General features: G+C 70.7%; 14 protein-coding genes. 7 read left to right on the forward strand and 7 right to left on the reverse strand.

Features of this window, described 5'->3' with window-relative positions; all coding sequences use genetic code 11:
• Window positions 1-423, forward strand: coding sequence for a zf-TFIIB domain-containing protein (locus AB0368_RS18065; RefSeq protein ID WP_366155008.1), 423 nt, complete (start codon window positions 1-3; stop codon window positions 421-423).
• Window positions 424-493: 70 nt separating this feature from the next.
• Here AB0368_RS18065 and AB0368_RS18070 read toward each other — a convergent pair whose 3' ends face one another.
• Window positions 494-1,726, reverse strand: coding sequence for an SUKH-3 domain-containing protein (locus tag AB0368_RS18070; RefSeq protein ID WP_366155009.1), 1,233 nt, complete (start codon window positions 1,724-1,726; stop codon window positions 494-496).
• 110 nt (window positions 1,727-1,836) lie between these two features.
• Here AB0368_RS18070 and AB0368_RS18075 point away from each other — a divergent pair, with 110 nt between their 5' ends.
• Genes AB0368_RS18075 through AB0368_RS18085 form a run of 3 tightly spaced genes read left to right on the forward strand, consistent with a single transcriptional unit; the run spans window position 1,837 to window position 11,349 of the window.
• Entirely contained in the window at window positions 1,837-2,292 is a 456-nt protein-coding gene (locus AB0368_RS18075) for a YbaB/EbfC family nucleoid-associated protein (protein ID WP_366155010.1), read from the forward strand.
• A complete protein-coding gene (locus tag AB0368_RS18080; protein WP_366155012.1) occupies window positions 2,285-2,614 on the forward strand; it encodes a hypothetical protein in 330 nt (109 codons plus the stop codon). Before AB0368_RS18075 ends, AB0368_RS18080 begins: the two co-directional genes overlap by 8 nt.
• A complete protein-coding gene (locus AB0368_RS18085; protein ID WP_366155013.1) occupies window positions 2,611-11,349 on the forward strand; it encodes a toxin glutamine deamidase domain-containing protein in 8,739 nt (2,912 codons plus the stop codon). Before AB0368_RS18080 ends, AB0368_RS18085 begins: the two co-directional genes overlap by 4 nt.
• Window positions 11,350-11,359: 10 nt before the next feature.
• Here the strand turns inward: AB0368_RS18085 and dnaB are convergent, their stop codons facing one another.
• A complete protein-coding gene (gene dnaB, locus AB0368_RS18090; protein ID WP_366155014.1) occupies window positions 11,360-12,799 on the reverse strand; it encodes a replicative DNA helicase in 1,440 nt (479 codons plus the stop codon).
• A gap of 670 nt (window positions 12,800-13,469) precedes the next feature.
• On the opposite strand from dnaB, the gene AB0368_RS18095 reads away from it, so the two are divergent.
• Window positions 13,470-17,411 (forward strand): hypothetical protein, encoded by a 3,942-nt coding sequence (locus AB0368_RS18095; RefSeq protein ID WP_366155015.1) that lies wholly within the window; start codon window positions 13,470-13,472, stop codon window positions 17,409-17,411.
• A gap of 277 nt (window positions 17,412-17,688) precedes the next feature.
• On the opposite strand, the gene rplI is transcribed toward AB0368_RS18095, so the two are convergent.
• The 5 genes from rplI to AB0368_RS18120 all read right to left on the reverse strand — a co-directional run bounded on the left by rplI (window position 17,689) and on the right by AB0368_RS18120 (window position 20,625).
• A complete protein-coding gene (gene rplI / locus AB0368_RS18100; RefSeq protein ID WP_366155016.1) occupies window positions 17,689-18,138 on the reverse strand; it encodes a 50S ribosomal protein L9 in 450 nt (149 codons plus the stop codon).
• A gap of 14 nt (window positions 18,139-18,152) precedes the next feature.
• Window positions 18,153-18,392 (reverse strand): 30S ribosomal protein S18, encoded by a 240-nt coding sequence (rpsR, locus tag AB0368_RS18105; RefSeq protein ID WP_007073789.1) that lies wholly within the window; start codon window positions 18,390-18,392, stop codon window positions 18,153-18,155.
• Between the two features lie 39 nt (window positions 18,393-18,431).
• On the reverse strand, window positions 18,432-18,995 hold the full coding sequence (locus tag AB0368_RS18110; protein ID WP_366155017.1) for a single-stranded DNA-binding protein: 564 nt from the start codon (window positions 18,993-18,995) through the stop codon (window positions 18,432-18,434).
• A 66-nt stretch (window positions 18,996-19,061) separates the two neighbouring features.
• Window positions 19,062-19,352, reverse strand: a complete 291-nt coding sequence (gene rpsF, locus AB0368_RS18115; protein WP_106128737.1) for a 30S ribosomal protein S6 — start codon at window positions 19,350-19,352, stop codon at window positions 19,062-19,064.
• A 289-nt stretch (window positions 19,353-19,641) separates the two neighbouring features.
• Entirely contained in the window at window positions 19,642-20,625 is a 984-nt protein-coding gene (locus tag AB0368_RS18120; RefSeq protein WP_366155018.1) for a hypothetical protein, read from the reverse strand.
• Between the two features lie 125 nt (window positions 20,626-20,750).
• Here AB0368_RS18120 and AB0368_RS18125 point away from each other — a divergent pair, with 125 nt between their 5' ends.
• On the forward strand, window positions 20,751-21,527 hold the full coding sequence (locus tag AB0368_RS18125; RefSeq protein ID WP_366155019.1) for a deoxyribonuclease IV: 777 nt from the start codon (window positions 20,751-20,753) through the stop codon (window positions 21,525-21,527).
• 454 nt (window positions 21,528-21,981) lie between these two features.
• Complete coding sequence (locus AB0368_RS18130) at window positions 21,982-24,081, forward strand: hypothetical protein (RefSeq protein ID WP_366155020.1); 2,100 nt, start codon at window positions 21,982-21,984, stop codon at window positions 24,079-24,081.
• Window positions 24,082-24,209 lie beyond the last annotated feature (128 nt).

Raw genomic sequence — 24,209 nt, forward strand, 5'->3', positions numbered from 1 at the left:
ATGCAGATGACCTGTCCCAAGTGTCACGGCGAGATGCGGGTCTACGAGCGCAGCGGCGTCACCGTCGACCAGTGCACCGAGTGCCGCGGAATCTTCCTCGACCGCGGTGAGCTGGAGAAGCTCTTCGAGGCCGAGGCCAACTGGAACAGCCGCCAGGCGCAGGCCGCCGCCCCGCCGCGCCCGGCCCAGGCACCGCCCACCCCGGGTGGGTACGCACCCCCGCCGCCCCCGCCCGCACACGGCGGTGGCTACGCGGCGCCCCCGCCGCCCGGCTACGGACAGCCCGCGTACCCGCCGGCCCCCGCCGCGTACGGCCACGGCCCGCAGTACGGCCACGGCGGCTACCACGGCCACTACCGGCACGGCGGCCACCACGGGCACTACCGGCGCCGGAAGAGCTTCCTCAACGAGCTGTTCGACTGAAGTCGCGGGTCGGCGGCCCGCTGCACGTCACGCTGGACGCGCAGCGGGCCTCGGTCGCTGACCGCGGGTGTCACCAGGAGCCGTCGTCGCGTACCCGCTCGGCCGGGCCCTCGCCGGTGAGCAGGCTGAGCAACCCCTCGTCGAGGTTCGCGCCCAGATACCACTCGCCGCCCTGATCCAGCGCGAACATCCGCCCACCCTCGTCGATCGCGACGATCGCGTCGCCCTTCGCCTCGACGCCGAGCGGGAACAGCGGCGCCCCGATCACCTCGCCGAACTCCCCGAGCAGGTCCGCGGTGTGCGCGGCCGCCGCCGGCTCCAGCGACAGCCAGCGGACCTGCCGGCGTACCCCTGGCATCCGCAGACCGCAGAAGATCCCGGGAAAGTCCATGATCGCTGCCCGGGCCGCCGGGAACGGCTGGTGCCGGTGACGCCGGCCCGGAACCGCGACGACGTCCTCGACGATCCCGTCGGCCAGCGCCTCCGCCACCATCCGGTGGGTGGGCCGCCAGCCGGCGTCGGCCAGCGCCCCCGCGACGACGTCCGGGAAGCGACCCGGTTCCGCCACGTTCTGCGAGTACGGCCGGAAAGGCTCCACGAACGCCAGGTGCGACCACGGCAGCAGCGCGAAGTCGACGAGCGTGACCAGGCACGACTCGCAAGGCCGCGCCTGCGTCCCGGCCAGCGGATCACCCTTCTCCCGGACCAGGTACGCCTCGAAGTCGGCGTCCCGCAGCCACGCCCGCGCCTCGTCGAGCGTCAACGGCTTCTCCCGTACGCGATCAGCCTCGTGCAGCGCGTCCGACAGCACGATGAGCTCGGCGTGCCGCTCGGTGCCGCGTACCCGGGAACCCGGCTCGATGGCGGCCAGATGCTCCGCGACCAGCGGGTGATGATCGATCCGCTGATCGCCCTTTGCCCCGCGCGCGATGAAGAGTCTTCCGTCCACAGTGAGATGAGCGGCGGTGGTGGGCGACGGCCGGCGGCGTGCGTTGCGCCGCAGCTCCACCTCGGGGTCGACAGTCCGCCGCCGGGCGGCCACTTCCGGCTGCTGCCGCCGGTAGAGCTCGGCGACGACCGAAACCGGCACCCCCGGGTACGTCGACAGCGCCCCGTTCTCGCGGTCGATCACCGTACGCACGCCGTCACCGGGAATCGGCAGCACGGTCGGCGGCTGCTTCGTCCACACCACGAACCCGAGGTCGAACTCGCTCACCATCGGCGTGCACTCGTACCCCCGGCGCTCGGACTCGGTGCGCGCCCACCCGGCGGCGATCTCCTCGGCCTCCGCCAGCGTGATCATTTCGCCCCCTCATGTGCCATCCATGTGCGGGCTGAAGTTACCGGACCACACCGCGTCGCGTCGCCCGGTAGGGTCAATCCCCGTCGATGGAAGCGGGAGAGGGGGAAACCGTGGCGGAGACGGCGGATCGCGACGCCAACCACACCCTGCGGGCGCGCTTCGACGACGTCTACGGCCGCTACCAGCGCCTACGGTCCGATCTGGACGGCCTCCAGCGCCGCCTCGCCGAACTGCGGGTCAGCGCCGACTCCCAGGACGGTCTGATCCGCGCCACCGTCAGCGCCCGGGGCCAGCTCGTCGACCTGCGCCTGGACCGCCGGATCTACCGGGACATGGACGCCGCCGAGCTGAGCCGAACCATCGTGGCGACCACCGCCCGGGCCGCGGCGCAGGCGGCCGCGGAGGTGCAGCGGCTCATGGCGGACTACCTGCCCGCGGACTCCGGCCCGATGCGGTTCCTCCGCGACGATGACCTGGGCTCGCTGCTCCACCGCCAGGACGAGATGATGCGCGAGACGGACACCGGCCCTGGGCTCATGCGCGAGACGGACGTCGGCCGTGGGTGAAATGTGGCTCGAGCCGGAACCCGCCGCCGAGGCCGGGCGGGACCTCGCCGCTGCCGGCCGCCACCTCGGCGAACTGCGCGACGACGCCGGCGCGGAGGCGGCCGAGCTGAGCGCCGCCCGCCCCTGGGGCACCGACGACATCGGCCAGGCCTTCGAGCGCAATTACCGCCCGATCGAGCAACAGGTGCTCCAAGCCTGGGAGAAGCTCGGCGGCTACGTGGAAGGCCTCGGCGACGCGGTGGTCCAGGCCGTCCGCGAGGCCGTGCAGACCGACCACACTGCATCGGTACGCGTGGAGCACACGTACAGGAATCGGTCGTGACGATCCTCCCCAGCCCGATCCCGCACCCGCTGGACTACTGCCCGTTCGACGTGCCCGGCTGGGCGTACGAGGCGCTCGAGTGGGTGGTGGGCTTCGACTGGCCGCAAGGCGACGAGAAGGCCACCTGGGAGGTCGCCGACCGTTGGTACGCGATCGCCGGCCAACTCACCACCCCCCGCGACGAAGCGTTCGAGGCGGCAGGCCGGGTGATCGCCGGCTACGGCGGCGCGGGCGTGACCGCCCAGGCCTTCATCGGTGCCTGGGACCGGGTAGCGGTCGAGGACCAGGCCCCCCTGACCTCCCTGCTCGAAATCGCCGACCAACTCGGCAACCTGGTCGAAGAATGCGGCCGTGACATCGAGGGCGCGAAGCTCGAGGCCTGGATCGAAATCGGCCTGTTCCTCATCGAGCTGATCGGCATGACGGTCGCAACAGCCCTCACCCTGGGCGCGGCGTCCCCGGCGGCGGGCGGCCTGATCGCGGCGACCAGGTTCGCGATCCAGCAGATCTTCAAGCGCCTCGTCGAGCAACTCGGCCGCAAGGCAATCAAGAAGACCTTGAAGGAAGCAGGCGAGCGCGCGGCGAAGCAGCTCACGACCCGTGAAGGCCTCAAGCACCTGGGTCGGGAGGCGGTCGACGAGGGCTTCGACGAGCTGCGCGAGGAGGCCGCGACCAACGCGGGCATCCAGCTCTACCAAAACTCGACGGGCCGCGCGCACGGCCTCGACTGGAAGGACCTGGGTACGTCGTCGGCGGGCGGCTTCGCCGGAGGCTTCGCGGGGGCTGGGGCAGGGACGGGACGGGGCTCTTCCCACGTTGGCGTAGGCCGGGGGATGGGCGCGGAGGTGCTGGGGGAGTTCGGCGGGGCAGCAGTCAGCGGTGACCTGCCGGACCTGGAGGGGGTCGCGAAGTCGGCGAGCTCGGGGGCCTCGGGGGCGGCGCTCGATGCTACGACTTCGGGGGTCACGGAGTCGTTGTTGGCTGCGGGTCTGGACGTTCCGGGCCTTCCGGCGGAGCTGCTTGACGCGAATCGGCCGCTCGATCCTGCAACGCCGACGTCAGCAGAAGTCCCTCCCGAAACGCCACCCGCCTCCTCGCCGTCCTCCCCGCCGCTGCCCACTTCCTCCCCGCTCTCCTCGCCGTTCTCCTCGCCGGAGTCTTTCCCGTCGCCGCTGTCTCCGGAGTCGTTCTCGTCGCCGGTGTCCTCCCCGGAAACTTCCACGACGCCGGTGTCCTCGTCGTCTTCTTCGGCCGCGACCGCAGAGACCCCATCCCGGTCCACGTCGATCGATTTGTCTGGTTCCCATGTCGAGGTCTCGTCGCCGGCCGCACCGAACGGCTCGCCGCCGGCATCGCACGACGAGTTCCCTGCGCCGCCCGTCACCCACGCCGGGTCTTCTTCGCCGATCGGTTCGCCCTGGACTTCTCCATCCACGACGACGGGCGATTCGGTGTCGGTGGGGGACGGATCTCCGGCGCTCGCACGGGACACGGGCGGGCCTACTGGTGTGCTGTCGCCCGAACCGGGGACGGTGACATCGGTCGGTTCGCGGGATGGCGCGCTTGCGCCGGCTGGCTCCGGTGGGGACGTTGCCGTCGCCCCACCGTCGGGTGCTGGACGGGACGGTGGGACTGCGTCGTCGCCAGCTTCCGGTCGGGACAGTGCCGTCGCCCCGCCACCCGGGTCCGGCCGGGACGTTGCCGTCGCCTCGCCACCCGGGTCCGGTCGGGACGGTGCCGTCGCCTCGCCACCCGGGTCCGGTCGGGACTTCGGTGGCTCGGCGGGTGGTGCGCCTGCTCGGCCTACCGGGTCTGGCGATCCGGCGGTGGGGACGGCCGGGGTGGAGCGGCCGGGGTCTGGGGACGGGGCTGACGGCGTACCCGGGGATTCTGATCTTGTTGTGGCCGCGACCTTCGTGCCGGGGGCGGCCGATCTCGGGGTGGCTCCGGCGATGTCGCCCGAGGCGGCGGGGTATTTCGAGTTCGCACGGCAGCAGCGGGTCGCCTATGCGGAGTTCCGGCGGCAGGACACGATCGATGCGCTGACGCAGAAGGCCGAGAGTTCCCGGCGGCGGGCTCGGCTCGCGCGGCGTTCTGCTCGGGTTGCGAAGTATGTGAGGCTCGATCCGGGGCTGGGCCAGTTCTTCGAGGCCGACGCGGCCGTCGCGATGCAGGCCGCCGACCGGGCCGAGGCGCAGCTCAGCGACCTGCGTGATCCCGCCAAGGCGGCGAACGGCGCGGCGGTGACGGCGGTCGAGCCGCGGGACTGGCATCGGGCCAACCGGGACAGTGGGCAGCTTGCGCCGGGCGGTGTGTCGGTCGGTGACCGGTCGGTGCTCACGGGCAGCGACCATCCGCCGCCGGTCGATCGGACGCGCCGGTACGGTCATCCGGCGGGTCTGCGGACGCCGCTCGCCCGGCACCAGCTCGACCTCGAGAACGCCGTGCCGCGGGATGCCGCCGGCGATCCGGTGCGGGCGGCGGATCCGCGTACGCCGTACTTCCGGTTGGTCAACGACGGCGGCCCGGCGGCCGACCCGACTCGCGCGATCAACTGCCAGGATTGCGTGCTGTCCTTTTTCGACACGTACGTGCACGGGCGCCCGCGCGTCTCGGCCCCGCGGACGTTCGACGCCTACCGGGACGGGGATCCGCAGCGACCCCAGTACGGCGAAGATCTCGGCTCGGAACGCATCGAGCACGCCACGGGTGGGCGCCTGCAGTCGCTGTGCCCGCCCGTGTCCGCGAACGACCCGATCGCCGCGCGCGGGCGGGTGGAACAGGCGCTCGGTGCGGTGTCGGCGCACCTGCGCGCAGGCGGGCACGGCTCCTTCGCGTTCCTGATCAACGCCTGGGAAGGCGGCACGGCCCACGCCTGGGCGGCGGTGAACCAGAACGGCGAGATCCTGTTCGTGGACCCGCAGTCGGGCCTGGTCGCGGCGCCGGGTACGACCCTGTATCGCCATCACGGCGGCCCGCACATCGCCAACGTGATCGCGATCGACGCGCTGGTGGTGGACGGCCGCGGCAACCCGATGCCGTTCCCCGACCGTCCGGACGGCTTGTGGCGGCCGCAGCAGGCCACCCTGCCCCAGGAGCCGCGACCTGCGCCGGTGTATTACTCGACGGCTTATGCCGGTACGGAACCTCCGCCACCTCCGCCACCTCCGTCGCCTCCTCCCTCGCCCTCGCCCTCGCCTTCGCCTTCGCCGGAACCGGGGCCCGGGCCTGGGCCTGGGCCTGGGCCTGGGCCTGGGCCTGGGCCTATCCCGGCCCGGCCCGAGCCGCGGGTGCCGGCGCCGCGGCGGCCGATCGATCACATCGCCGAGGCGCTCGAGCCTCGGGCTCCGCGGGACCGGGTCGGTGAGGCGTTCGAGCCATTCACACCGCGTACCCCGGCCGACGATGCCCCTGCCGATCACGATCTGATGCCGCCCGCGCCGGCCGACCACGTGCTCGACCACGACGCGACGCCCTCCGCCGACCCCGTCCTTGACCACGACGCGGCCGCACCGGTCTCCCGGCTGTCCGATGACGATGCTGAACGCCGCAATCACCGCGACTTCCTCACGCACATCCGCGTCGCCCACGAACAGAACCGCCGCGACGAGCACGCCGAATACCTGATCCGCCTCGCCGAAACCCACCGCGCCAAGATCCATGACCTGCACCAGCAGGCCGACGCCGCGAACCGCGCGGGCTCCACCGTGCGGGCCGACCAGCTCCGCACCGACGCCCGCCTCACCGCGCAGGACGTGGAAGCCCTTGAGACCAAGGCGGATTCGGTACGCACGGGAGCAACCGCACCGCCCCGAATCGAGATCGACCCACCGGACTGGACCCGGCTCAACGACGACATCGGCACCCTGACCCACGCCGGCGTCGACGAGTCCGTGCTTACCGGTGACGACGACCCGCCTCCGATCGACCACTCCCGCCCGTACGGGAAACGCGGTGGCCTTCGCCCGCCTCTGGCCGTACACCAGAAGGACCTGGAGCGAGCGATGCCGCGACAGGCGGACGGCCGGGTGCAACGCCTGGTCGACCCCCGAGCGGGCGAGTGGTTCGCCCTGGCCAACGACGGCGGCCCGGCAGCCGACCCCACCCGGGCGATCAACTGCGTGGACGGCGTCCTCTCACTCTTCGACACCTACATCCACGGCCGCCCCCGGGTCGCGGCCCCGAGAACCTTCGACGCGTACGCGGAAGGCGACCCGACCCGCCCCCTCGGCGCCGAAGAGGCGGGCCTGTCGCGCATCGAACAGGCGGTCGGGGGCGAGTTTCAGGGTCTGTGCCCGTACGTGGGCTCGCTCCCGGCGGACCAGGCGAAATCCGCAGTCGACAAGGCCATGACCAACCTGCACAACCAGCTGTACAACATCGGGCACGGCGCATTCGCCTTCATAGTGACGGAGTCGGAACAAGGCACGGCGCACGCCTGGACGGCGGTCAACCAGAACGGCACCATCCTGTTCCTGGACCCGCAGACGGGGCGGCTCTCGGAGAGTTCGCCGCTGTATGGGCACCGCGGGATTCCGGCCCCGGACAACATCATCTCGATGGACGCACTCGTCGTCGACAACAAGGGACGCCCGGCGCCGCTGCCGTACCACCAAGCAGGCCTGTGGAGCCGGTCCAGCCTGGAGCCGACCGGACCCCACGAGGAACCGTCCGACCCGCGATCAGCTGAACAAAATCTGCTCGGGAGCTTGACCGGTTCCCAACGAGAGGCGTTGGAGGCATCGGTCGCAGCGGCCGACCTGGTGGCGACCACGGAGCTGACGAAAATGCAGGCCCTCGCCGAGACGGTGGGCGCCGAAGTGGTGGACGAGGAGTATCGGGCCAAGTCCATGACTTCCCTGGCTCGAAAGTTCGCCGAGCGGGAAGCCCTCTACGGTACGACCATCGAGGAATTCCTCGAATCAAGCAACGACCGGGTGCGCTTCTCCGTGGCACTGCCCGAAGCGGGTTATGCCGAAGCTCTCGGCAGAGCGCTGGAACACCTTCGCTCAAACGGCTACGAGATCCTCGAGGTGGCGAGCTTCTGGGGCGACGGCAGCGGTCGCCACAACGGCCTCAACGTCACGATGCGGAATCCGTCCGGCTTCCGCATGGAACTCCAGTTCCCCACCGAAAAATCTCGCGAAGTCGGCAAGCAGACTCACCAGCTGTACGAGATCGTCCGCCTCACGTCCGAGGACGTCACCGGGCTGGAGCGGGTCGAGGCGTTCCTCGGCATCCTGGCCATCAACAAAATGCACGACATGCCTGCTCACCAACCGGCCGGCCTAGACATGGTCGACGCAACCGTCGACACATCCCTGGCGCGCTGGGCCACCAGCGGCAGCGGCAGAGAGGCGTGGATCGCATACCGTACGACTTTGGCCTCGGAAGGCATGACGCTCCGCCAAGCCCTTGAGCACTGGACCCTCGATCCGGACGACGTACGCGGAATAGAAAGGCTGGATCCGCCGAATGAGCGAGCCGACCTTCGCCTACCGAGCGTTCCTGAAGACTCCCGGGTCGAACGAGGTGACGAGCCTGATCGCCTACCGGGCGGAAGCGACAGCTCCGCTCAAAGCAGTGATGTGGCACGCAGCCCGCAAGCAATGGATCTACGCCCCCGCGCTGGCGGCGAGACCGCTCTTCGACGATTCATCCGCCAACGAGTCCGTGACAGTCGACAGGACGACAGCCGAGCGCCTGGCACGGGAACAGCTCATGACGGAACTGCCGACGCCGCAGTTGCTGGAAGAGATGTGCGAGGAAGGGGCGAGGATGGGCTGGAGTCACGGCCCACCCCGGGAGTAGCACCTCGGCGCACGGAAGACTTCGATCCAGGAACGGAGGAGCGCCGGCTACTCGCCTCTCTCCGGGGCGAAGACAGGGCAGCGATCGTTGCCTCTGTCGTAGACGCGGCCTCAATGGCTGCCCAGATATCCGTCCGTCTGCACGAAGCGGTAAACGCCCTCCACTCCGCGCCGCTGTCCCACCCTCCCGACATCGTCGGCGAGGAGCACCGCGTCAAAACGGAACATTCGCTCGCACGCGCGTTCGCCATCGAGTCCGAGCTTGAGGACGTGGACGTGCATGCATTTCTGGCGGATACCAAAGATCGCGTCAGGTTCTCGATCCAGGTGTCCGAGGAGGACTACGTCGCCTCGGTGGAGGCTTCACTCGCGGAGCTTCGAAGGGTCGGCTTCACCGCCGGCAAGATGGTGAACTTCTGGGGTTCGATGGGACGCCACAACGGCCTCAACGTGACGATGACCGACCCCAGCGGCTTCGTGTTCGAACTGCAGTTCCCCACGGCGCGGTCTCGTACCGTGTCGACCTCGACTCACGAGGCATACGAAACGTTGCGGCTCAAGCGTGCACCGGCGGTACGTCGGGCCCAAGCGCTGTTGAAGATGGTTCAGGACAACCGCGACGCCGGGATGGCGGAACATCAGCCTGAGGGGCTCGAGCGCCTCCCGATCACGAAGACCGTCGACACGACGATCCGGCGCTCGATGGCGCAGGAGCCGGCGATGTGGCGTGAGTACGCTCATCACCTGGATCAGTCGGGCCGATCATTCGACGAAGAACTGGCTGACTACGGACTTACCCGGGCGGAAATGCTCGGCAGGAGATCGGATGACGGAGATGACCGACAAGCCGTTCGACTACCAGACGGTCCTGAAGTCGGACAAGTCGGGAGCGGTCACGAGTCTGATCGCCTATCAAGTCCTTCCCGAGAGCCCCTTCCAGGCCGTGATCTGGAGCGTTCAGAGAAAGGCGTGGATTTACGCTCCGAGCCTGGCGGTACCCCTGCTGTACGACGACAAGCACCAGGGCAGGACGCAGGCAGTCGATCGACAGACGGCGGAGCAGATCGCTCGGGACGTGCTGGAGACGGAGCTGCCGACCGAGGAGACGCTCCTCAAGATGTGCGAGGAGGGCGACCGGATGGGCTGGGAATTCGGCCCACCGCGCGAGTAGCCCCCGGCAGTTCCTCGAATCAACAGCAGAGGCTTCGGGTACGGGAGGCTACTGCGGACGACTTCGATCCGCGGTTGGTGCAGGCACGCCTCTACGAGCTCCTGACCGGTGAGCACAAGGCAGCCATCGAGCGATCAGTAGCAGACGCCAAGCACGTTGCTCAACGCGTCACCGCCGATCTCCATGACCTGCTCACCTCACTCAACAGCATGCTCCCCATGGAGCACGACCTGACGCTGGCCGGCCTTGAGCACGCCTACAAGAGCAGGGAATCTCTCGGCCGCGCCTTTGCCGAGGTGCTGGAAACCGAAGGTGCCGACGTCGACGAGTTCCTCGAAGCGGTCAAGGACCGAGTTCGCTTCTCGATCGTGACGCCGGAGGCTCGATATGCGGAGGCCGTGTCGGCGACTCTGGAGGAGCTTCGGCGGCGGGGGTACGCGCCCGGGAAGAAAGTGAACTTCTGGATCGCCGGTGGTCGGCACAATGGGCTGAACGTGACCGTCCAGACCCCGGACGGCTTCCGGTTCGAAATCCAGTTCCCCACGGCGCGTTCCTGGAGTTCCTCGAAGGAGACGCATCTTCTCTACGAGGTAGTCCGGTTACCGCACGCTCCGTTCGCGGCCCGCCTCGACGCTTTTGTACGCATGGTGGCTGTGAACCGGCGGCATGACCTGCCCGAGCATCAGCCGGAGTCTTTGAGTGCCCTCGAGCCGATGAAGCCCGTCGACTCGCGCTTCAGCACGTGGATCGCGGATCAGGGGGAACAGTGGGAGAAGTACTCTCGGGCCCTGTCGGACGAAGGCGCTTCGTTCCAGATCGTCCTCGACAGATACCGCCTCATGCCTGGCGACCTCTTCGACACGCATAGATCGGAAGGTTCGAATGACCGATCCGGAGTTCGGCTATCGAGCGATCCTGAAGTCGGACGACTCGGGCGTGGTCACGAGCATGGTGGCGTACGAGATCGAAGTGAGCCGACCGCTGCAGGCGGTGATGTGGAGCGTCCCGCGGAAGGCGTGGATCTACGGTCCGGGGTTGGCAGTCCGCTTCATCTACGACGACCAGTTCAGGGATCGGGTACGGCCGGTGGATCGAGCGACGGCGGAGCAGATCGCTCGGGACGTGCTGGAGACGGAGCTGCCGACCGAGGAGACGCTCCTCAAGATGTGCGAGGAGGGCGACCGGATGGGCTGGGAATTCGGCCCACCGCGCGAGTAGCCCCAACCGCCGACCAAGCCATCCAGTCCGACCCCGACCCGGCCGAAGTCCGGCCCGGCCAGACGCCAGGCCCGCTGGGTTCCGCTTTCACCCTGGGCGCCCACTATCTCGAAATCTTCGAGTACGCCCACAAGCGACACCTAGCGGAACTCCTCGCGGGCTCATATGACGTCCGAGCTCTTCGACCCGCCAACCCCGACACCATTCTCCGCTCCGACGAAACCGACGCCGGCTCGTACGGTGATCTGCGCTGGCTCGATCCCAGCGACAACCCGTCACCGACCGAACCGGACCGCGTGGAGGCAGCGCTGAGGCAGCCGTTCGACCGGGACCCGCGAATCGCCGTGGTCGTCGTCGGCGGACAGGAAGCCGGCCTCACCATCGACAGCGCCGTAAAGGGCATCCGGCAGCTTCTCGCTCGCTGGCGAGAGCAGGGCCGCGACTCCAAGCCCGACGACCGCATGATTCTCTTCACCGGCGACGGCGGTTCGGTGGTCTGGCGTGGTGACACCGGCGGGATCACTGTCAGCGCGTAAGGAAAGACGGCTAGACGATGGCCATGTCCACGAAGCGCGACAGGTGGAGTTGTGCCGCCACCGTCACCGTGTCGGTCGGGCCGTTACGGTGCTTCGCCACGATGAAGTCCGCCTCGCCCGCCCTCGGTGATTCCTTGTCGTAGTAGTCGTCGCGGTGCAGGAGCAGGACCACGTCCGCGTCCTGCTCGATGGAGCCGGATTCGCGGAGGTCGGACAGCTGGGGGCGCTTGTCCGTACGTTGTTCCGGGCCTCGGTTCAGCTGGCTGACCGCGATCACCGGGCATTCGATCTCCTTGGCCAGCAGCTTCAGGCCTCGGGACAGGTCGGCGACCTCTTGCTGGCGGCTTTCCGTACGTTTCGGCGAGGTCATCAGCTGGAGGTAGTCGATCACCAGGAGCTTCAGGTTGTGGCGCTGTTTGAGGCGGCGGGCCTTGGCGCGGATCTCCATCAGGTTCATGCTCGGGGTGTCGTCGACGAAGATGGGTGCCTCGCTGATCTCGCCCATGCGGCGGGCGAGTTTGGTCCAGTCGTCGTCGGAGAGCTGGCCTGAGCGCAGGGTGTGCAGGGGCACGCGGGCCTCCGCCGAAAGCAGGCGCATGACCATCTCGATCTTGCTCATTTCGAGCGAGAAGATGGCGCTGGCGCAGTTGCTGCGGATGGCGGCGTTGCGGGCGAAGTCCATGCTCACGGTCGACTTGCCCAGACCGGGGCGGCCCGCCACGATGATCAGCTGGCCCGGGTGCAGGCCGTTGAGGAGCCGATCAAGGTCGGAGAACCCTGTCGGTACGCCGGACATCACGCCGCCCTGGGCGCCGACGGCCTCGATCTCGTCCAGGGTCGGCTGGAGCATGTCACCCAGCGCGGCGAAGTCCTCGCTGACCCGCTTCTCGGTGACGTCGTAGATCGCCTGCTGGGCCAGGTCGACGATGTCGTCGACGTCGCGCCCGCCGTTGCCGCCGGCGCCGTACCCGAGCTGCACGATCTTGGTCCCGGCCTCGACGAGGCGGCGCAGGACCGCACGTTCGGAGACGATGCGGGCGTAGTACGAGGCGTTGGCCGCGGTGGGGACGCTCTCGATCAGGGTGTGCAGGTACGGCACGCCGCCGATGCGCTGGAGGTCGCCGGAGTCCGCCAGCGCCGCCGCCACCGTGACTCCGTCGGCGGGTTCGCCCCGGCCGTACAGGTCAAGAATGATGTCGTAGATCGTGGCGTGCACCGGGCGGTAGAAATCCTGGGTCTTGAGGATCTCCACGACGTCGGCGATGGCGTCCTTGGACAGCAGCATGCCGCCGAGCACGCTCTGCTCGGCGGCGATGTCCTGGGGCGGCGTCTTGTCGAAACCGCCGTCGCCATGGCCGGACCCACCGCCGCCGGGGGGTCGTCCGCCGCCCGGACGTGCGCCGGGAGACTGCGGCCGGGACTCCGGTCGTGCGTCATCGGTGATCGACACTCCGACCTCCCCCTTCTCGCCTGCGGTGCCCGCCTCCGGCCCGACCGGACCGGCTCAGCGCCTCGCACCCGACGCCCCGCCGAGTCGGCCGGACGTCACTCTTCCGCCGGACCCGGAGCCCGCCGGCCGAACCCCCGAGTCGATCAAACAACCTGGGTATGACACTTTCGGGTGAGTGCGCTCCCGGCCGGGTGACCGTGACCGAAGAAGCCCCCCGAAAGCTGGACGACCGGGCCGGAGCGGCCCGAGGGCGTGATCCGGCGCGGGTAACCATACGAACCAGCACGTCATCGGCCCAAGCGGGCCGGTGGACGAGCCTCGGGACAACCTGTGGACAACGGCGCCCGTCCTGTGCGCCGTCTTGTGCACAGCCTGTGTATAACGCTGGGGCAGACGTCCCGTTGCGCCGCTTTGAGCTGCGATTTCACCGTCCCCATGGTGTGGAGAGAATAAAAAGGTGCCGCTCGTGACGAAGCCATCGCCCTAGGGCGTTGCAGATCGGCGGAACGCACGGCACGCTTTTCAGGTGGACCAACGGGAGTGGGACTACGGCGCCCGCCTGCCGCGGGAAAGGAGCGGCGCTGACCCTTGGCCACCCACTCAGAGCCCGGAAAGTCCTGATTCGTCCCAGATCGTTGAGCCCGGTGCCACCGTCTGGGGCACGGGATCCGTGACTGACACCGGCAGCATGCAGCCCATTCCCGAGGCTGTCGCATGGTCGTTGCGCGCCGAGGCCTGGGCGAAGAACGAGGATCAAGCGGTCGAAAGGTCCAATCCCGGCACGGTGAGCCGGTGGTCCGACGTCGCGGCGACCGGCAGGCCGCCGGTTCCGGCGGACGGCGTCGGATGGCGTACGTCCACCGCGGAGTGGCGCGCCACCAGCGACAGCGCCCACTGGCGCCAGACGACCGAATGGCGCTCCGCCTCGGGCCGGCACGGCTGGCGCCAGACGACCGAGGCATGGCAGGCGGGCGACGCCGACGGCGCGACACCCCCCGCGACCGAGCCACCGACCCGCTTGCCGGCCATCTCGGGCACCGCCTGGCCGACTCCCGACTCGGCCGACCCGACGTCCACCTCGGCGACCCCCAGCTGGCAGCAACCGGCGGCCGACACGCCGTCCTGGCAGCCGCCATCCACCGACACGCCCTCCTGGCAGCAACGCCCGGCGGACGCGCCCTCCTGGCAGCAACGCCCCGCAGACGCAGCCCCACCGTGGCAACAGCGCCCCGGCGACGCGTCCCCGTCCTGGCAGCAGGGTCCCGCCGACGCGGCCGCCGCGTGGCAGCAGCGCCCGGCCGACGCAGCCCCGTCATGGCAACGCTCGGCTGAGGCGCAACGCTCGGCTGAGGCGCAACGTCTGGCTGAGGCGCAACGTCTGGCTGACGGGCAACGTCCGGCCGACGGGCAGTTCCCCGCCGACGGCCGGCGTCCGGGGGATTGGCAGCGCTCGGCCGACCCGCAACGTCCCGCGGACGCCGCCCCGAGCTGGCACCGCGTCGAGGAGCGGCCGAGCTGGCAGCAGTTCACCGCGCCGCCGACCGCCCCGCCGACGCCGCCGTGGGAGACCCCCGGACAGTCCTGGCCGCAGCCGGCCGACGCACCCCGCTCGCGTCCCTCGTGGGACAGCCGCCCGAGCTGGCAGCAGTTCACCGAGTCCGCCCGTTCCGGACCCCCGGAGATCGGCGCTCCGGAAAGCTCGCCCAGCTGGCAAAATCCCCAACCCGGCCCGCCCACGGGAAACCGGTTCGACGACGGCCGCCACCTCGTCCGCGAGGACGACCGTGCGCAATGGCGCCGCGAGTCGGCCGCCGGCCAGGGCGGTCTCGACGACGGGTCGCGCTCGGCGGGCCGCCGCCGGTCTTCAGAACCCGGATCCCGTACGAGCGGAGGTACGGGCTGGACGGCCCGGTCGGACGCCGACCACTGGGCGGGGCACACCGACACGGGAAGCATCCCGGCGTTCCAGGACCCGGTAACCGACAACCCGAACTGGCGCGGCGACGCGTCCCCGCCGGCGGCGGACAGCTGGCGGGCGAGCTCGACCACGAACGGCTGCACGAACGGCTGGCAGAGCGGCCCCCCGACTACCGACGGCCGGCGCACCGCGGAGCCCTGGCGCGGCGCGGAACCGACGGACGAAGGCCGCGGCCCACGCTCCGGCGACTGGCGCCCCGCAGACGAAGCCGGCGGCGCGCGCTCCGACAGCTGGCGCACCCAGCAGCCGGGCGACGGCCGGCGCGCGGACGAAGCCCGGGACGGCGGCCCGCGTACCGACGGCTGGCGCACCTCGGAGCCCGGAGACGCCTGGCGTACCTCGGAGCCCGGAGACGCCTGGCGCAGCGGCGACCAGGCGCGCGGCTCCCGGGACGGCCGGCGCGACACCGGCTCCTGGCAGCGCGACCCCGAGCCCGGACCGCCGTCCGACCCCTGGGCCCAGAGCGCCTCCGAGACCGGCGTGATCCCGCTGCCGTTGCAACCGCGCGACGGCGGCTGGCAGAGCCGTACCGACACGGGCTCCTGGCAGCGCGACCCCGACACCGGCCGCGACCCCCGCGACGGCGGCCGGCGCAGCCGTGCCGACCGCTCGGACACCGGCTCCTGGCAGCACGACCCGGACCGGCGCGACAACACCGGCTCGCTGCAGCGCGACCCCGGCCGAGGCGAAGACACCGGCTCCTGGCAGCGCGAAGACCCGCGCGACACCGGCTCCCGGCCACGCCAGGACCCCCGCGACACCGGATCCTGGCAACGCGACCCCGACCAACGCGACGACAGGCGCGAGATCGAGTCGGGAGCTCGCCAGGGCCGTACGGACACCGGCTCCTGGCAACGCGACCCCGAGGAAACCCGCGGCCGCCGCCCCGCCCGCCCGCGCGGCCCCGAAAGCCAGCGCGAACCGCGTCGTGGCCTGGACGCCCAGCGCGGCGCCGGCATGTCCCGCCGAGACGGCGCCGCCGCGTACGCCCGCAGGCGCGAGCCCGACACCAGCTGGCAGCGCGAGCTGGAGTCCGGCAATTGGCAGCGCGACCCGGAATCGGACGTCTGGCTGCGTGACTCGGACACCGGGCAGTGGCACCGCGCCGAGGTCGACGAAGACGAAGACGACGAGGACGACCGAGACGACGAACCCCGCCCTCGCCGCCGCCGTCGCGCACGCCCGGACGACAACGTCCCCGGTGGCCCGCTCGCCATCGAGAGCGGCGAGTCGCGCCGGAGCGAGGACGAGACCGCCCGCCGCCGCCACGCCCAGGACGACGCGAGCGGTGGCGGTCGGCGCCGCGCCCCGGACGGACCGCTGCAGATCGGGGCGCGGGCGGAGGCCCCGCTCGACCCCGAGGTGTACCGCCGCGACGACGAACGGCCTGCCCGGTGGGCGGACGACCTCGATGAGCCTCCGACCCGGCCCGTCAACGGCCGGGCCCGCGAACTCGAAGCCGGACCGGCGTCGGCCGCCTGGAACACCGACCGCCCGGAGTACGCCGACCCCGCCGACGACCGCCCAGCGTCCTCCCCGCCCGCCGGCCCCAGCCGCCGCGCCTCCGGGCAGCCCGGCGGCTCCGCACAGCCCGGTTTTGCCGCACAGTCCGGCTCCGCCACGCGGCCGGTCTCGTCGCGGCCGCACCGCACCGCCCGGCCGGTCTCGTCCCAGCCCGACAGCACTGCACGGCCGGTCTCGTCGCAGCCCGATGGCGCAACCCGGTCCGTGTCATCAGCACCCGGCGGCACAGCCCGGTCGGTGTCGTCGCAGCCCGGTGGGGGCGCGGCCCGTCCCACCTCGGCACAGCCGGGCGCCTGGCGACCCGAGGCGCAGGCCGAGGCCCGTACCGAATCCTGGCGTAGTCAGCTGCGAGCCGAGACGGGTGAGGCACCGACCGCGGGCGACGCCACGGAGATCCGTCAGCCGGCGTGGCAGCAGGCCGAGCGCGACCAGGCGACCAGGGGCGCGGCCTACCGCGGGAGCCGCACCGACGACTGGCGGCGCGAGCTCAACGCAGAGAGCGCCCTCGCGGACGGGGAGTCACGGCGCTTCGGCACGAGCGATTTCGTCCCGTTCCGGCCGCCGTCGAAGAACGGGGCGTCCGCGTCGGTCAAGGTGCCGGCCGCGAATTCGGCGTCCGAGGGCCTCACGGAGGTCATTCAGCGTACGGGTACGAGCTGGCAGGACCCCCCGGACACGGTCTGGCCGCCGAAGGGCGCGGTCATGGCCTCGTCCGCGGGGACGTACGAGCGCCGCCCCGTGAGCACGTTCGCGGCGTCGACGGCACGGCAGAACGATCTGCTGGAGCCGGAAGAGGAGCTGGAGGAGGACACCGGTGGTCCGCTGGCGGCGGTGGGCTACACCGTCGTCTGGTACGGCGTGCCAGTAGTGCTCTTCGTGCTCTACATGCTGGTGCTGAACGGCACCCAGCAGGCCCACGCGCTCAGCACGCTCGCGGGCGCGGCACCGCAGTTCGGCCTGTCGCTGGTGCTGAGCATGCTGGTGGCGGTCGGCCTGCGCTGGGCGAGCGGCTCCTGGAAGGCGGCCAGCGTCGGCCTGGCGGCGGCGGTGATGGGCGGCGGGCTAGCCACCGTCCTGACCTCGGCGATCACCGGCCAATCCCTCAGCTGACGAGCAAATCCCGGGCCCACGGGACAAGTCAATCCGGGAACCTCGCTTGATGGCGCCGGAGGCTCATCGAGAGCCGGACGTACTCACCGCGAGCCGACGAAGAGCGCGCGCCGATGGCGGCCTGCGGGGCGAGCGGCCCAACGACAGGACCCGGCCGATGACCGCCGACGTCGGCCCTGACGGCTTCGGGCACTGTGCGGGAGGCCTGCGGGTGGCGCCGTATATGGAAAAGGCGCGCCACCCTCAAGGGGTGACGCGCCTTCTCTCAGAGCTGTTGTTACTTGGCGGCGACGACGTTCACCGGGAACGTCGCGGTCACCTCGGGGTGCAGCTTGACCTTGACCGGGTACGAGCCCGTGGTCTTGATGTGACCCGGGAGCTCGAGGCGGCGACGGTCCAGCGACGGGCCGCCGGCGGACTTGACCGCGTCGACGATCTCGGCCGGGGTGATCGAGCCGAACAGGCGGCCGCCGTTGCCGGAGCGCGCCGTCAGCGTGACCTTGAGGCCTTCGATCTGGCCCTTGACCTCGTTGGCCTGGCCCAGGTCGCGGATCTCGCGGGCGTCGCGCGCCCGCTTGATGACCGTGACCTGCTTCTCGGCGCCCTTGCTCCACTGGATCGCGAAGCCTTGCGGGAGCAGGTAGTTGCGGCCGTAGCCGTTCTTGACCTCGACGATGTCGCCGGGGGTGCCGAGGCCCGACACCTCCTGGGTGAGGATGATCTTCATCTTGGTGCCTCCCCTCAGCGCGCCGTGGCCGTGTACGGCAGGAGCGCCATCTCACGGGCGTTCTTGACCGCGCGGGCGATCTGCCGCTGCTGCTGGGAGGTCACACCGGTGACGCGGCGGGCACGGATCTTGCCGCGGTCGGAGATGAACTTCCGCAGCAGTGCGGTGTCCTTGTAGTCGATGTAGGTGATCCCGTCCTTGTCGAGCGGGTTCACCTTCTTCTTCGGCTTGCGCAGTGCCGCAGCCTTAGCCATTGCTCTAACTCCTGAACTCAAGAAAGCCCGTGACGGGGCTTAGAAGGGAGGCTCGTCGTCGAAAGAGGAGCTGCCGCCGCCACCGCCGGAGCGGTTGCCGCCGGAGGCCGGGGCCGCCGTCGCCCACGGGTCGTCGAAGGAGGAGTTGTTGCCGCCCCCACCGCCGCTGCCACCGCTGGACTGCCGGTTGCCACCACCACCGCCACCGCCGCCGAAGCCGCCGCCGGCCCCGCCGGACCTGCTCATCTTCTGCACCTTCGCCGTGGCGTAGCGCAGGGACGGGCCGATCTCGTCGACCTCGAGCTCGTAGACGGTGCGCTTCTCGCCCTCGCGGGTCTCGTAAGACCGCTGGCGCAGCCGGCCCTGCACGATCACCCGAGCGCCACGCTGCAGCGACTCGGCGACGTGCTCGGCGGCGTCACGCCAGATGTTGCACGCGAGGAAGAGTGGCTCGCCGTCTTTCCACTCGCCCGACTGCTTGTCCAAGGTCCGCGGCGTCGAAGCGATGCGGAACTTGGCGACTGCCGCACCCGAAGGGGTGAAGCGCAGCTCAGGGTCGTCGGTCAAGTTGCCGACGACCGTGATGGTGGTTTCTCCTGCCATGATCTTCTCCTCGCCGCTTCTCTCGTTCGCGCACAGGCTCTCAGAGCCCTACGACAAAAACGAGGGTCAGCGGGTCTCCGGCCGGATGACCTTGGTACGCAGGATGGACTCGTTGAGCCGCAGCTGACGGTCCAGCTCCGCCACGGCCTCGGGCGTCGCCTGCAGGTCCACGACGGCGTAGATGCCCTCGGACTTCTTGTTGATCTCGAACGAGAGCCGGCGCCGGCCCCACACGTCGAGCTTTTCGACAGAGCCGCCCGCGGTCCGGATCACGTTCAGGTACGTGTCGAGCGACGGGGCGACGGTGCGCTCCTCGAGCGAAGGGTCGAGGATCACCATGAGTTCGTAATGACGCAAGACGTTCTCACCTCCTGTGGGCTTGACGGCCACGGTCTCTCCGTGGCAGGAGGTCTTGTGTCTGTCGCAGAAGAAAACCGTGGGCAGTTGTCCCACGGCCGATGCTGCGAACCGAGCCAGCATACCCGTGGCGAGCTGGGCAACCAAAAAGAGAGCCCCGTCGGTGGACGGGGCTCACTTTCGTGGAGCCGCGGGGCGCCCGGTCCGCATTCAGCTGGGTGGGACCTGGGGAGGAACGACCACACCGATGAGGTTGGAACGGCCGCCCCGCGGAGCTTGTGGAAACAGTCTACGCGACAATTGCCCGAGATGCACGTTGCGACACGATTGCCCGAATTGCCCCGACGGCGACGCCGAGCACGCACACCGCGGCGACGATCGCGAGCAGACCGATCGGCCGGGGGTCCGCCATCGGCCGCATCGCCGCGACCGGCTCCGCGGCCGCCATCTCCGACGCCGGCACGGTCTGCTGCCCGGGCAGGGCCCCGGTGGTGGCCAGATCCACCGCGGGTACGTCGTCGAGCACCGTCTTGTCGTCACCCGGCGGCATGCCCGAGAACGCCGGTACGCCGGCTCCCGCCGTACCCCTCATGACCTTGGTCTTGACCCGCGGAGCAGCGCCGCCCTGCGGCATGGACCCGGCACCCCCGGCCGCGGCATGATCGGCGATGACCGTGGGGCGCGGCCCACCGGCCGGCGCGGTAACCGGATTGCCGGCGCCGGAAGTCGGCGGGTTTTGCGTGGTCGCGGGAGGGCCGGAACCCGGCTGCGAGGAGCCACCGCCGGAAGTCGGCGACGAACCCGGCTGCGAAGGTCCCGCACTGCCGCCGCCGACGGCACCGCCGGTGGGCGACGGCACCGGATTGGGCATCCCGGTGGGCGACGGCGTGGCCGTGACCAGCACCGGCGTCGCCTGATCGGCCACCGCGCAGGTGGGATCGAGGGTGACGGCGGTCGTCCCGCGCCGGAAGACCACCTCGGTCGCACCGTCGTCCGGGATGGAACCCTTCGAGGCGCCGTTGAGCAGGAGCTTGGCGCCGTGACCCGTGCGGTTGACCACCCGTACGGTGCTTTCCGCGGGTACGGTCATCGAGCCCACCGAGGGCGTGGACCGGCAGGACAGGCCCAGCATCCCCCCGCCCGCGAAGACGACCTGGCGGCCTGCCTCGTCGACCTGCTCGGCACTCGCCGTACCCGTCGTGACGACGGCCGCGCCCAGCAGGAACCCGCCCAGCACGATCGCCGTCATCCGATGTCGGACTTGCCGTGACATGCCACCATCTCCCCGGTCTCGGTGCAATACCCCTGATTAACGACACCTTGTTCCGGGCGGTGACGCGTACGGTGTCCACCCAGCGACGAAGGGTGAGCGTCGTACCCACGTCGTAGGCTCGGTCCATGCGCATCGGAGCCCATGTCGACCCCGCCGACCCCCTCGACGCAGCCGCCGCCCGCAGCGCCGACGCGGTCCAGTTCTTCCTGGCCGATCCGCAGGGCTGGAAATCCCCGGCCGAGCGGCCCGACAAGGAGGCGCTGCGAGCGTCCGACGTGGACATCTACGTCCACGCGCCCTATGTGATCAACGTGGCCACATTGAACAACCGCATCCGCATCCCCAGCCGCAAACTCCTGCTCACGCACGCCCGGGCGGCGGCCGCCATCGGCGCCCGCGCGCTGATCGTCCACGGCGGTCACGTCAACGCCGGCGACGACCTCGCGGTCGGTTTCGACAACTGGCGCAAGACTTTTGCGTACGCGGAAAAGGAAGGCGGCCTCCCGCTCCCCATCCTGATCGAGAACACGGCGGGCGGCGACAACGCGATGGCCCGCCGCTTCGACAACCTCGCCCGCCTCTGGGACGCGATCGGCGAGTTCGGCGCGGGATTCTGCCTTGACACGTGCCACGCCCATGCGGGCGGCGAGGAACTACTGGGCATCGTGGACAGAGTCAAGGCGATCACCGGCCGCATCGATCTGATCCACGCCAACGACTCCAAAGACACTTTCGACTCGGGTCGTGACCGGCACGACAACCTCGGCAATGGCAAGATCGACCCAGACCTGGTCGTCGCGGCCATCCGAGCGGCGGGAGCCCCGGCAATCGTCGAGACCCCCGGCGGGACGGAGGGCCAGGCCGCGGACATCGCTCTGTTGCGGGAGCGGGCAGGCAGCTGAACCGGTCCCGCGCGAAGCGCGGGCGGTACGAGGGAGCGGGATGACGACCGAGCAACCGCAGGTCGGCGCCCCTGAGGGTGCGGCCGGGGTCGGATCTGCCGGGGTCGGGGCGGGGTCGCCCGACGCCGAGCCCGCCGGGACCGGGACGGGCGGGCCGACCGGGGCCGGATCGCCCGAGGCCCGAGCCGATCCGGTCGCGGCCGGATCGGCCGGCATTGGCTCCTCGGCGGCCGAGTCGCCCGGGACTAGCGCCGGGCGGTCCGCTCCCGGGACTTCTGGTGGCGAGGTTGCCGCGGTCGTGGGAGCTTCTGGGGATCGGCCCAGACTTCGGCGGTGGGCTGGGCTGCGTAGGGGACGTGGCGGGAAGGCGGCCGGTGCGGCGGGCGCTCCGCCCAGTCTGCGGCCGGCGGTGCCACCCCGGTCCGCCGGGACGGTGGGCGAATCACCGGCAGCTGTGTCCGCGATCGCCGAGCACGGTGAGCACGAGCCGGCCAAGGCCGTCGGCGACGGAGCCAAGCCGGACGTCGCGAAGCCTGCCCACGCGGACGCCACCGGCACCAAGGCGGACGCAGGCGACGCCAAGACCACCACGGCCGACGCCAAGGCCGCCCTCGCCGCTGCCAAGCCCGACGGCGCGGACTCCAAAGCCGGCGACGCGAATACCAAACCCGACGGCGCGGACCCCGAGGTCGACGGCGCGGACGCCGAGGCCGGTGCGGCAGCCGCTCCTACGAGCCGGTTCCGGCGGCGGAAATCTGCACTGCCGTCCACCCGCCCGCCCGGCGCACCACCCGATCCCTGGACTGCCTTCGCTCAGACCACCGACCGCCAGCCCGGCCGCATCCGCCGGATTCTGCGGGTGGCCGGCCGCGGCCTCATCCACGAGTACGCCCTCGTCATCTACGGCTCTCTCCTGCTCGCCGTGGCGCTGACGTGGCCCGCCCTGCGCTACCCGGTGCACACCGTTCCGCAGGACGTCTGGGATCCCGCTCGGCAGGCGTGGCAGGTCTCCTGGGCCGGGCATGTGCTGATCACCGAACCCGCGCGCCTGTGGCAGGCCAACGCCTTCTACCCCGAGCGCTACAGCTTCGCCTTCGGGAGCAGTCTGCTCGGGTACGCGCCGGCCGGGATGATCGGCAGCGGGCCGCTCGCCGCCGTGCTGCGGTACAACGTTCTCTTCGTGCTCGCCCACGCCCTGCTGGCCGTCGGCGGATATGCCCTGGTGCGTCAGCTCGGCGCCGGGCGGACCGGTGCGATCGTCGGGGCGGTCGCCTTCGCGTACGCGCCGTGGCGGCTCGCCCAGGAGGGACACCTCGACATCATCTCGGCCGGGGGGATCCCGCTGGCGCTCGCGATGCTGGCGCGTGGGCACGGCTGGTCCATGCGGTACGGCTTCCGCCCCGACCGCCGACACGCGGGGTGGGCCGCGGGCGGCTGGGTCGTTGCCACGTGGCAGCTCAGCCTGGGGTTCTCGCTCGGCTTGCCGTTCGCATACGTGTTGGCCGCGCTGGCCCTGGTCGTCGGATTCGCCGTGCTGCTGCGGCGGTTGCGCCGGCGCTCGCCTGTACTGGGCTGGCGGTTGCTCATCACCGACCTGCTCGGGATGTTGATCGTCGCGGGGGTGGGCGCGCTCATCGCGGTGCCTTACCTGCGGGTGGGGGACACTGCGCCCGCGGGTACGGAGATCGCGTTCTTCTCGCCCCCGGTCCGCAGCCTGCTCATCGGCCCAGCGGAGTCGCGCATCTGGGGCGCACCCCACGCCGTGGCGCGGCAGTCGCTGGCGTGGCCCGCGGAGATGACGCTCCTGCCGGGTTTCGTCCTCTACGCGCTGGCGCTCGTCGGACTGGTCTTCTCCGTCTGGCGCATGTGGCACCGCTTGATCCTGCTCGCCGCCGTACTGGTCAGCGCCGTCTTCACGCTCGGCGCCACGGTCCTCGACGGACGCTGGACATATCTCCCGCTCTTCGGCCACCTGCCCGGATCCTTCGGCGTCCGCATCCCGGGGCGGCTGATGCTGTGGGTGACGCTGTTCCTGGCGATACTCGCCGCGGGGGCGGTGGCCGAGTTCGTCCGGCGCGCCGAGCACCTCGCCGCTTCGCGGATGCCGCCGTGGCCGGGGCCGTGGCTGCGCCTGACCACGTTCGTACCATTGCTGCTGATCCTGGGCGAGACCTGGAACGCCACCGCTCACCCGGTAGTCCCCGCCCAGCCGGCGGAGATGCGTACCGTGACCGGCCCGATGCTTGTCCTGCCCACCGCGGCGCTGAGCGACCAGACCGTCATGCTCTGGTCGACCACCCGCTTCCAGGAACTGGCCAACGGCGGCGGCGGATTCGCGCCGAGCCGCCAATCGGAGCTGCGACGGTCGGTCGCGACCTTCCCGGACGCGACGAGCGTGCAATATCTGCGCACGCTGGGCGTCGGCACGGTGCTACTGCTGAGATCCGAAGCCGCGGGTACGCCGTGGGAACGCGCGGGGGATCTCCCGGTCGACGCGCTCGGCATCACCCGCGAGGACCTCGACGACGACTCGGTGCTGTTCCGCCTGAGCTGACGGCTCCGCACGCTGTGGGGTTGGGGTCACCTGGTGCCGCGTGCCAGCGAGGAAACCGGCGAAGCACGCCGGGCAGCGCACGACGCGCACGACGCGTCCCGCGCGCGAGGCGTGCTGGACGCGACACA

It is taken from the genome of Actinoplanes sp. NPDC051475, assembly GCF_040689425.1.
Taxonomy (GTDB): domain Bacteria; phylum Actinomycetota; class Actinomycetes; order Mycobacteriales; family Micromonosporaceae; genus Actinoplanes.

Excerpts from the sequence above, each read along its gene's own strand:
- AB0368_RS18125 (WP_366155019.1), top strand. The coding sequence starts at position 20,751 with ATGCGCATCGGAGCCCATGTCGACCCCGCCGACCCCCTCGACGCAGCC.
- AB0368_RS18070 (WP_366155009.1), bottom strand. The coding sequence starts at position 1,726 with ATGATCACGCTGGCGGAGGCCGAGGAGATCGCCGCCGGGTGGGCGCGC.
- AB0368_RS18065 (WP_366155008.1), top strand. The coding sequence starts at position 1 with ATGCAGATGACCTGTCCCAAGTGTCACGGCGAGATGCGGGTCTACGAG.
- AB0368_RS18120 (WP_366155018.1), bottom strand. The coding sequence starts at position 20,625 with ATGTCACGGCAAGTCCGACATCGGATGACGGCGATCGTGCTGGGCGGG.
- rpsR (WP_007073789.1), bottom strand. The coding sequence starts at position 18,392 with ATGGCTAAGGCTGCGGCACTGCGCAAGCCGAAGAAGAAGGTGAACCCG.
- AB0368_RS18110 (WP_366155017.1), bottom strand. The coding sequence starts at position 18,995 with ATGGCAGGAGAAACCACCATCACGGTCGTCGGCAACTTGACCGACGAC.
- rplI (WP_366155016.1), bottom strand. The coding sequence starts at position 18,138 with ATGAAGATCATCCTCACCCAGGAGGTGTCGGGCCTCGGCACCCCCGGC.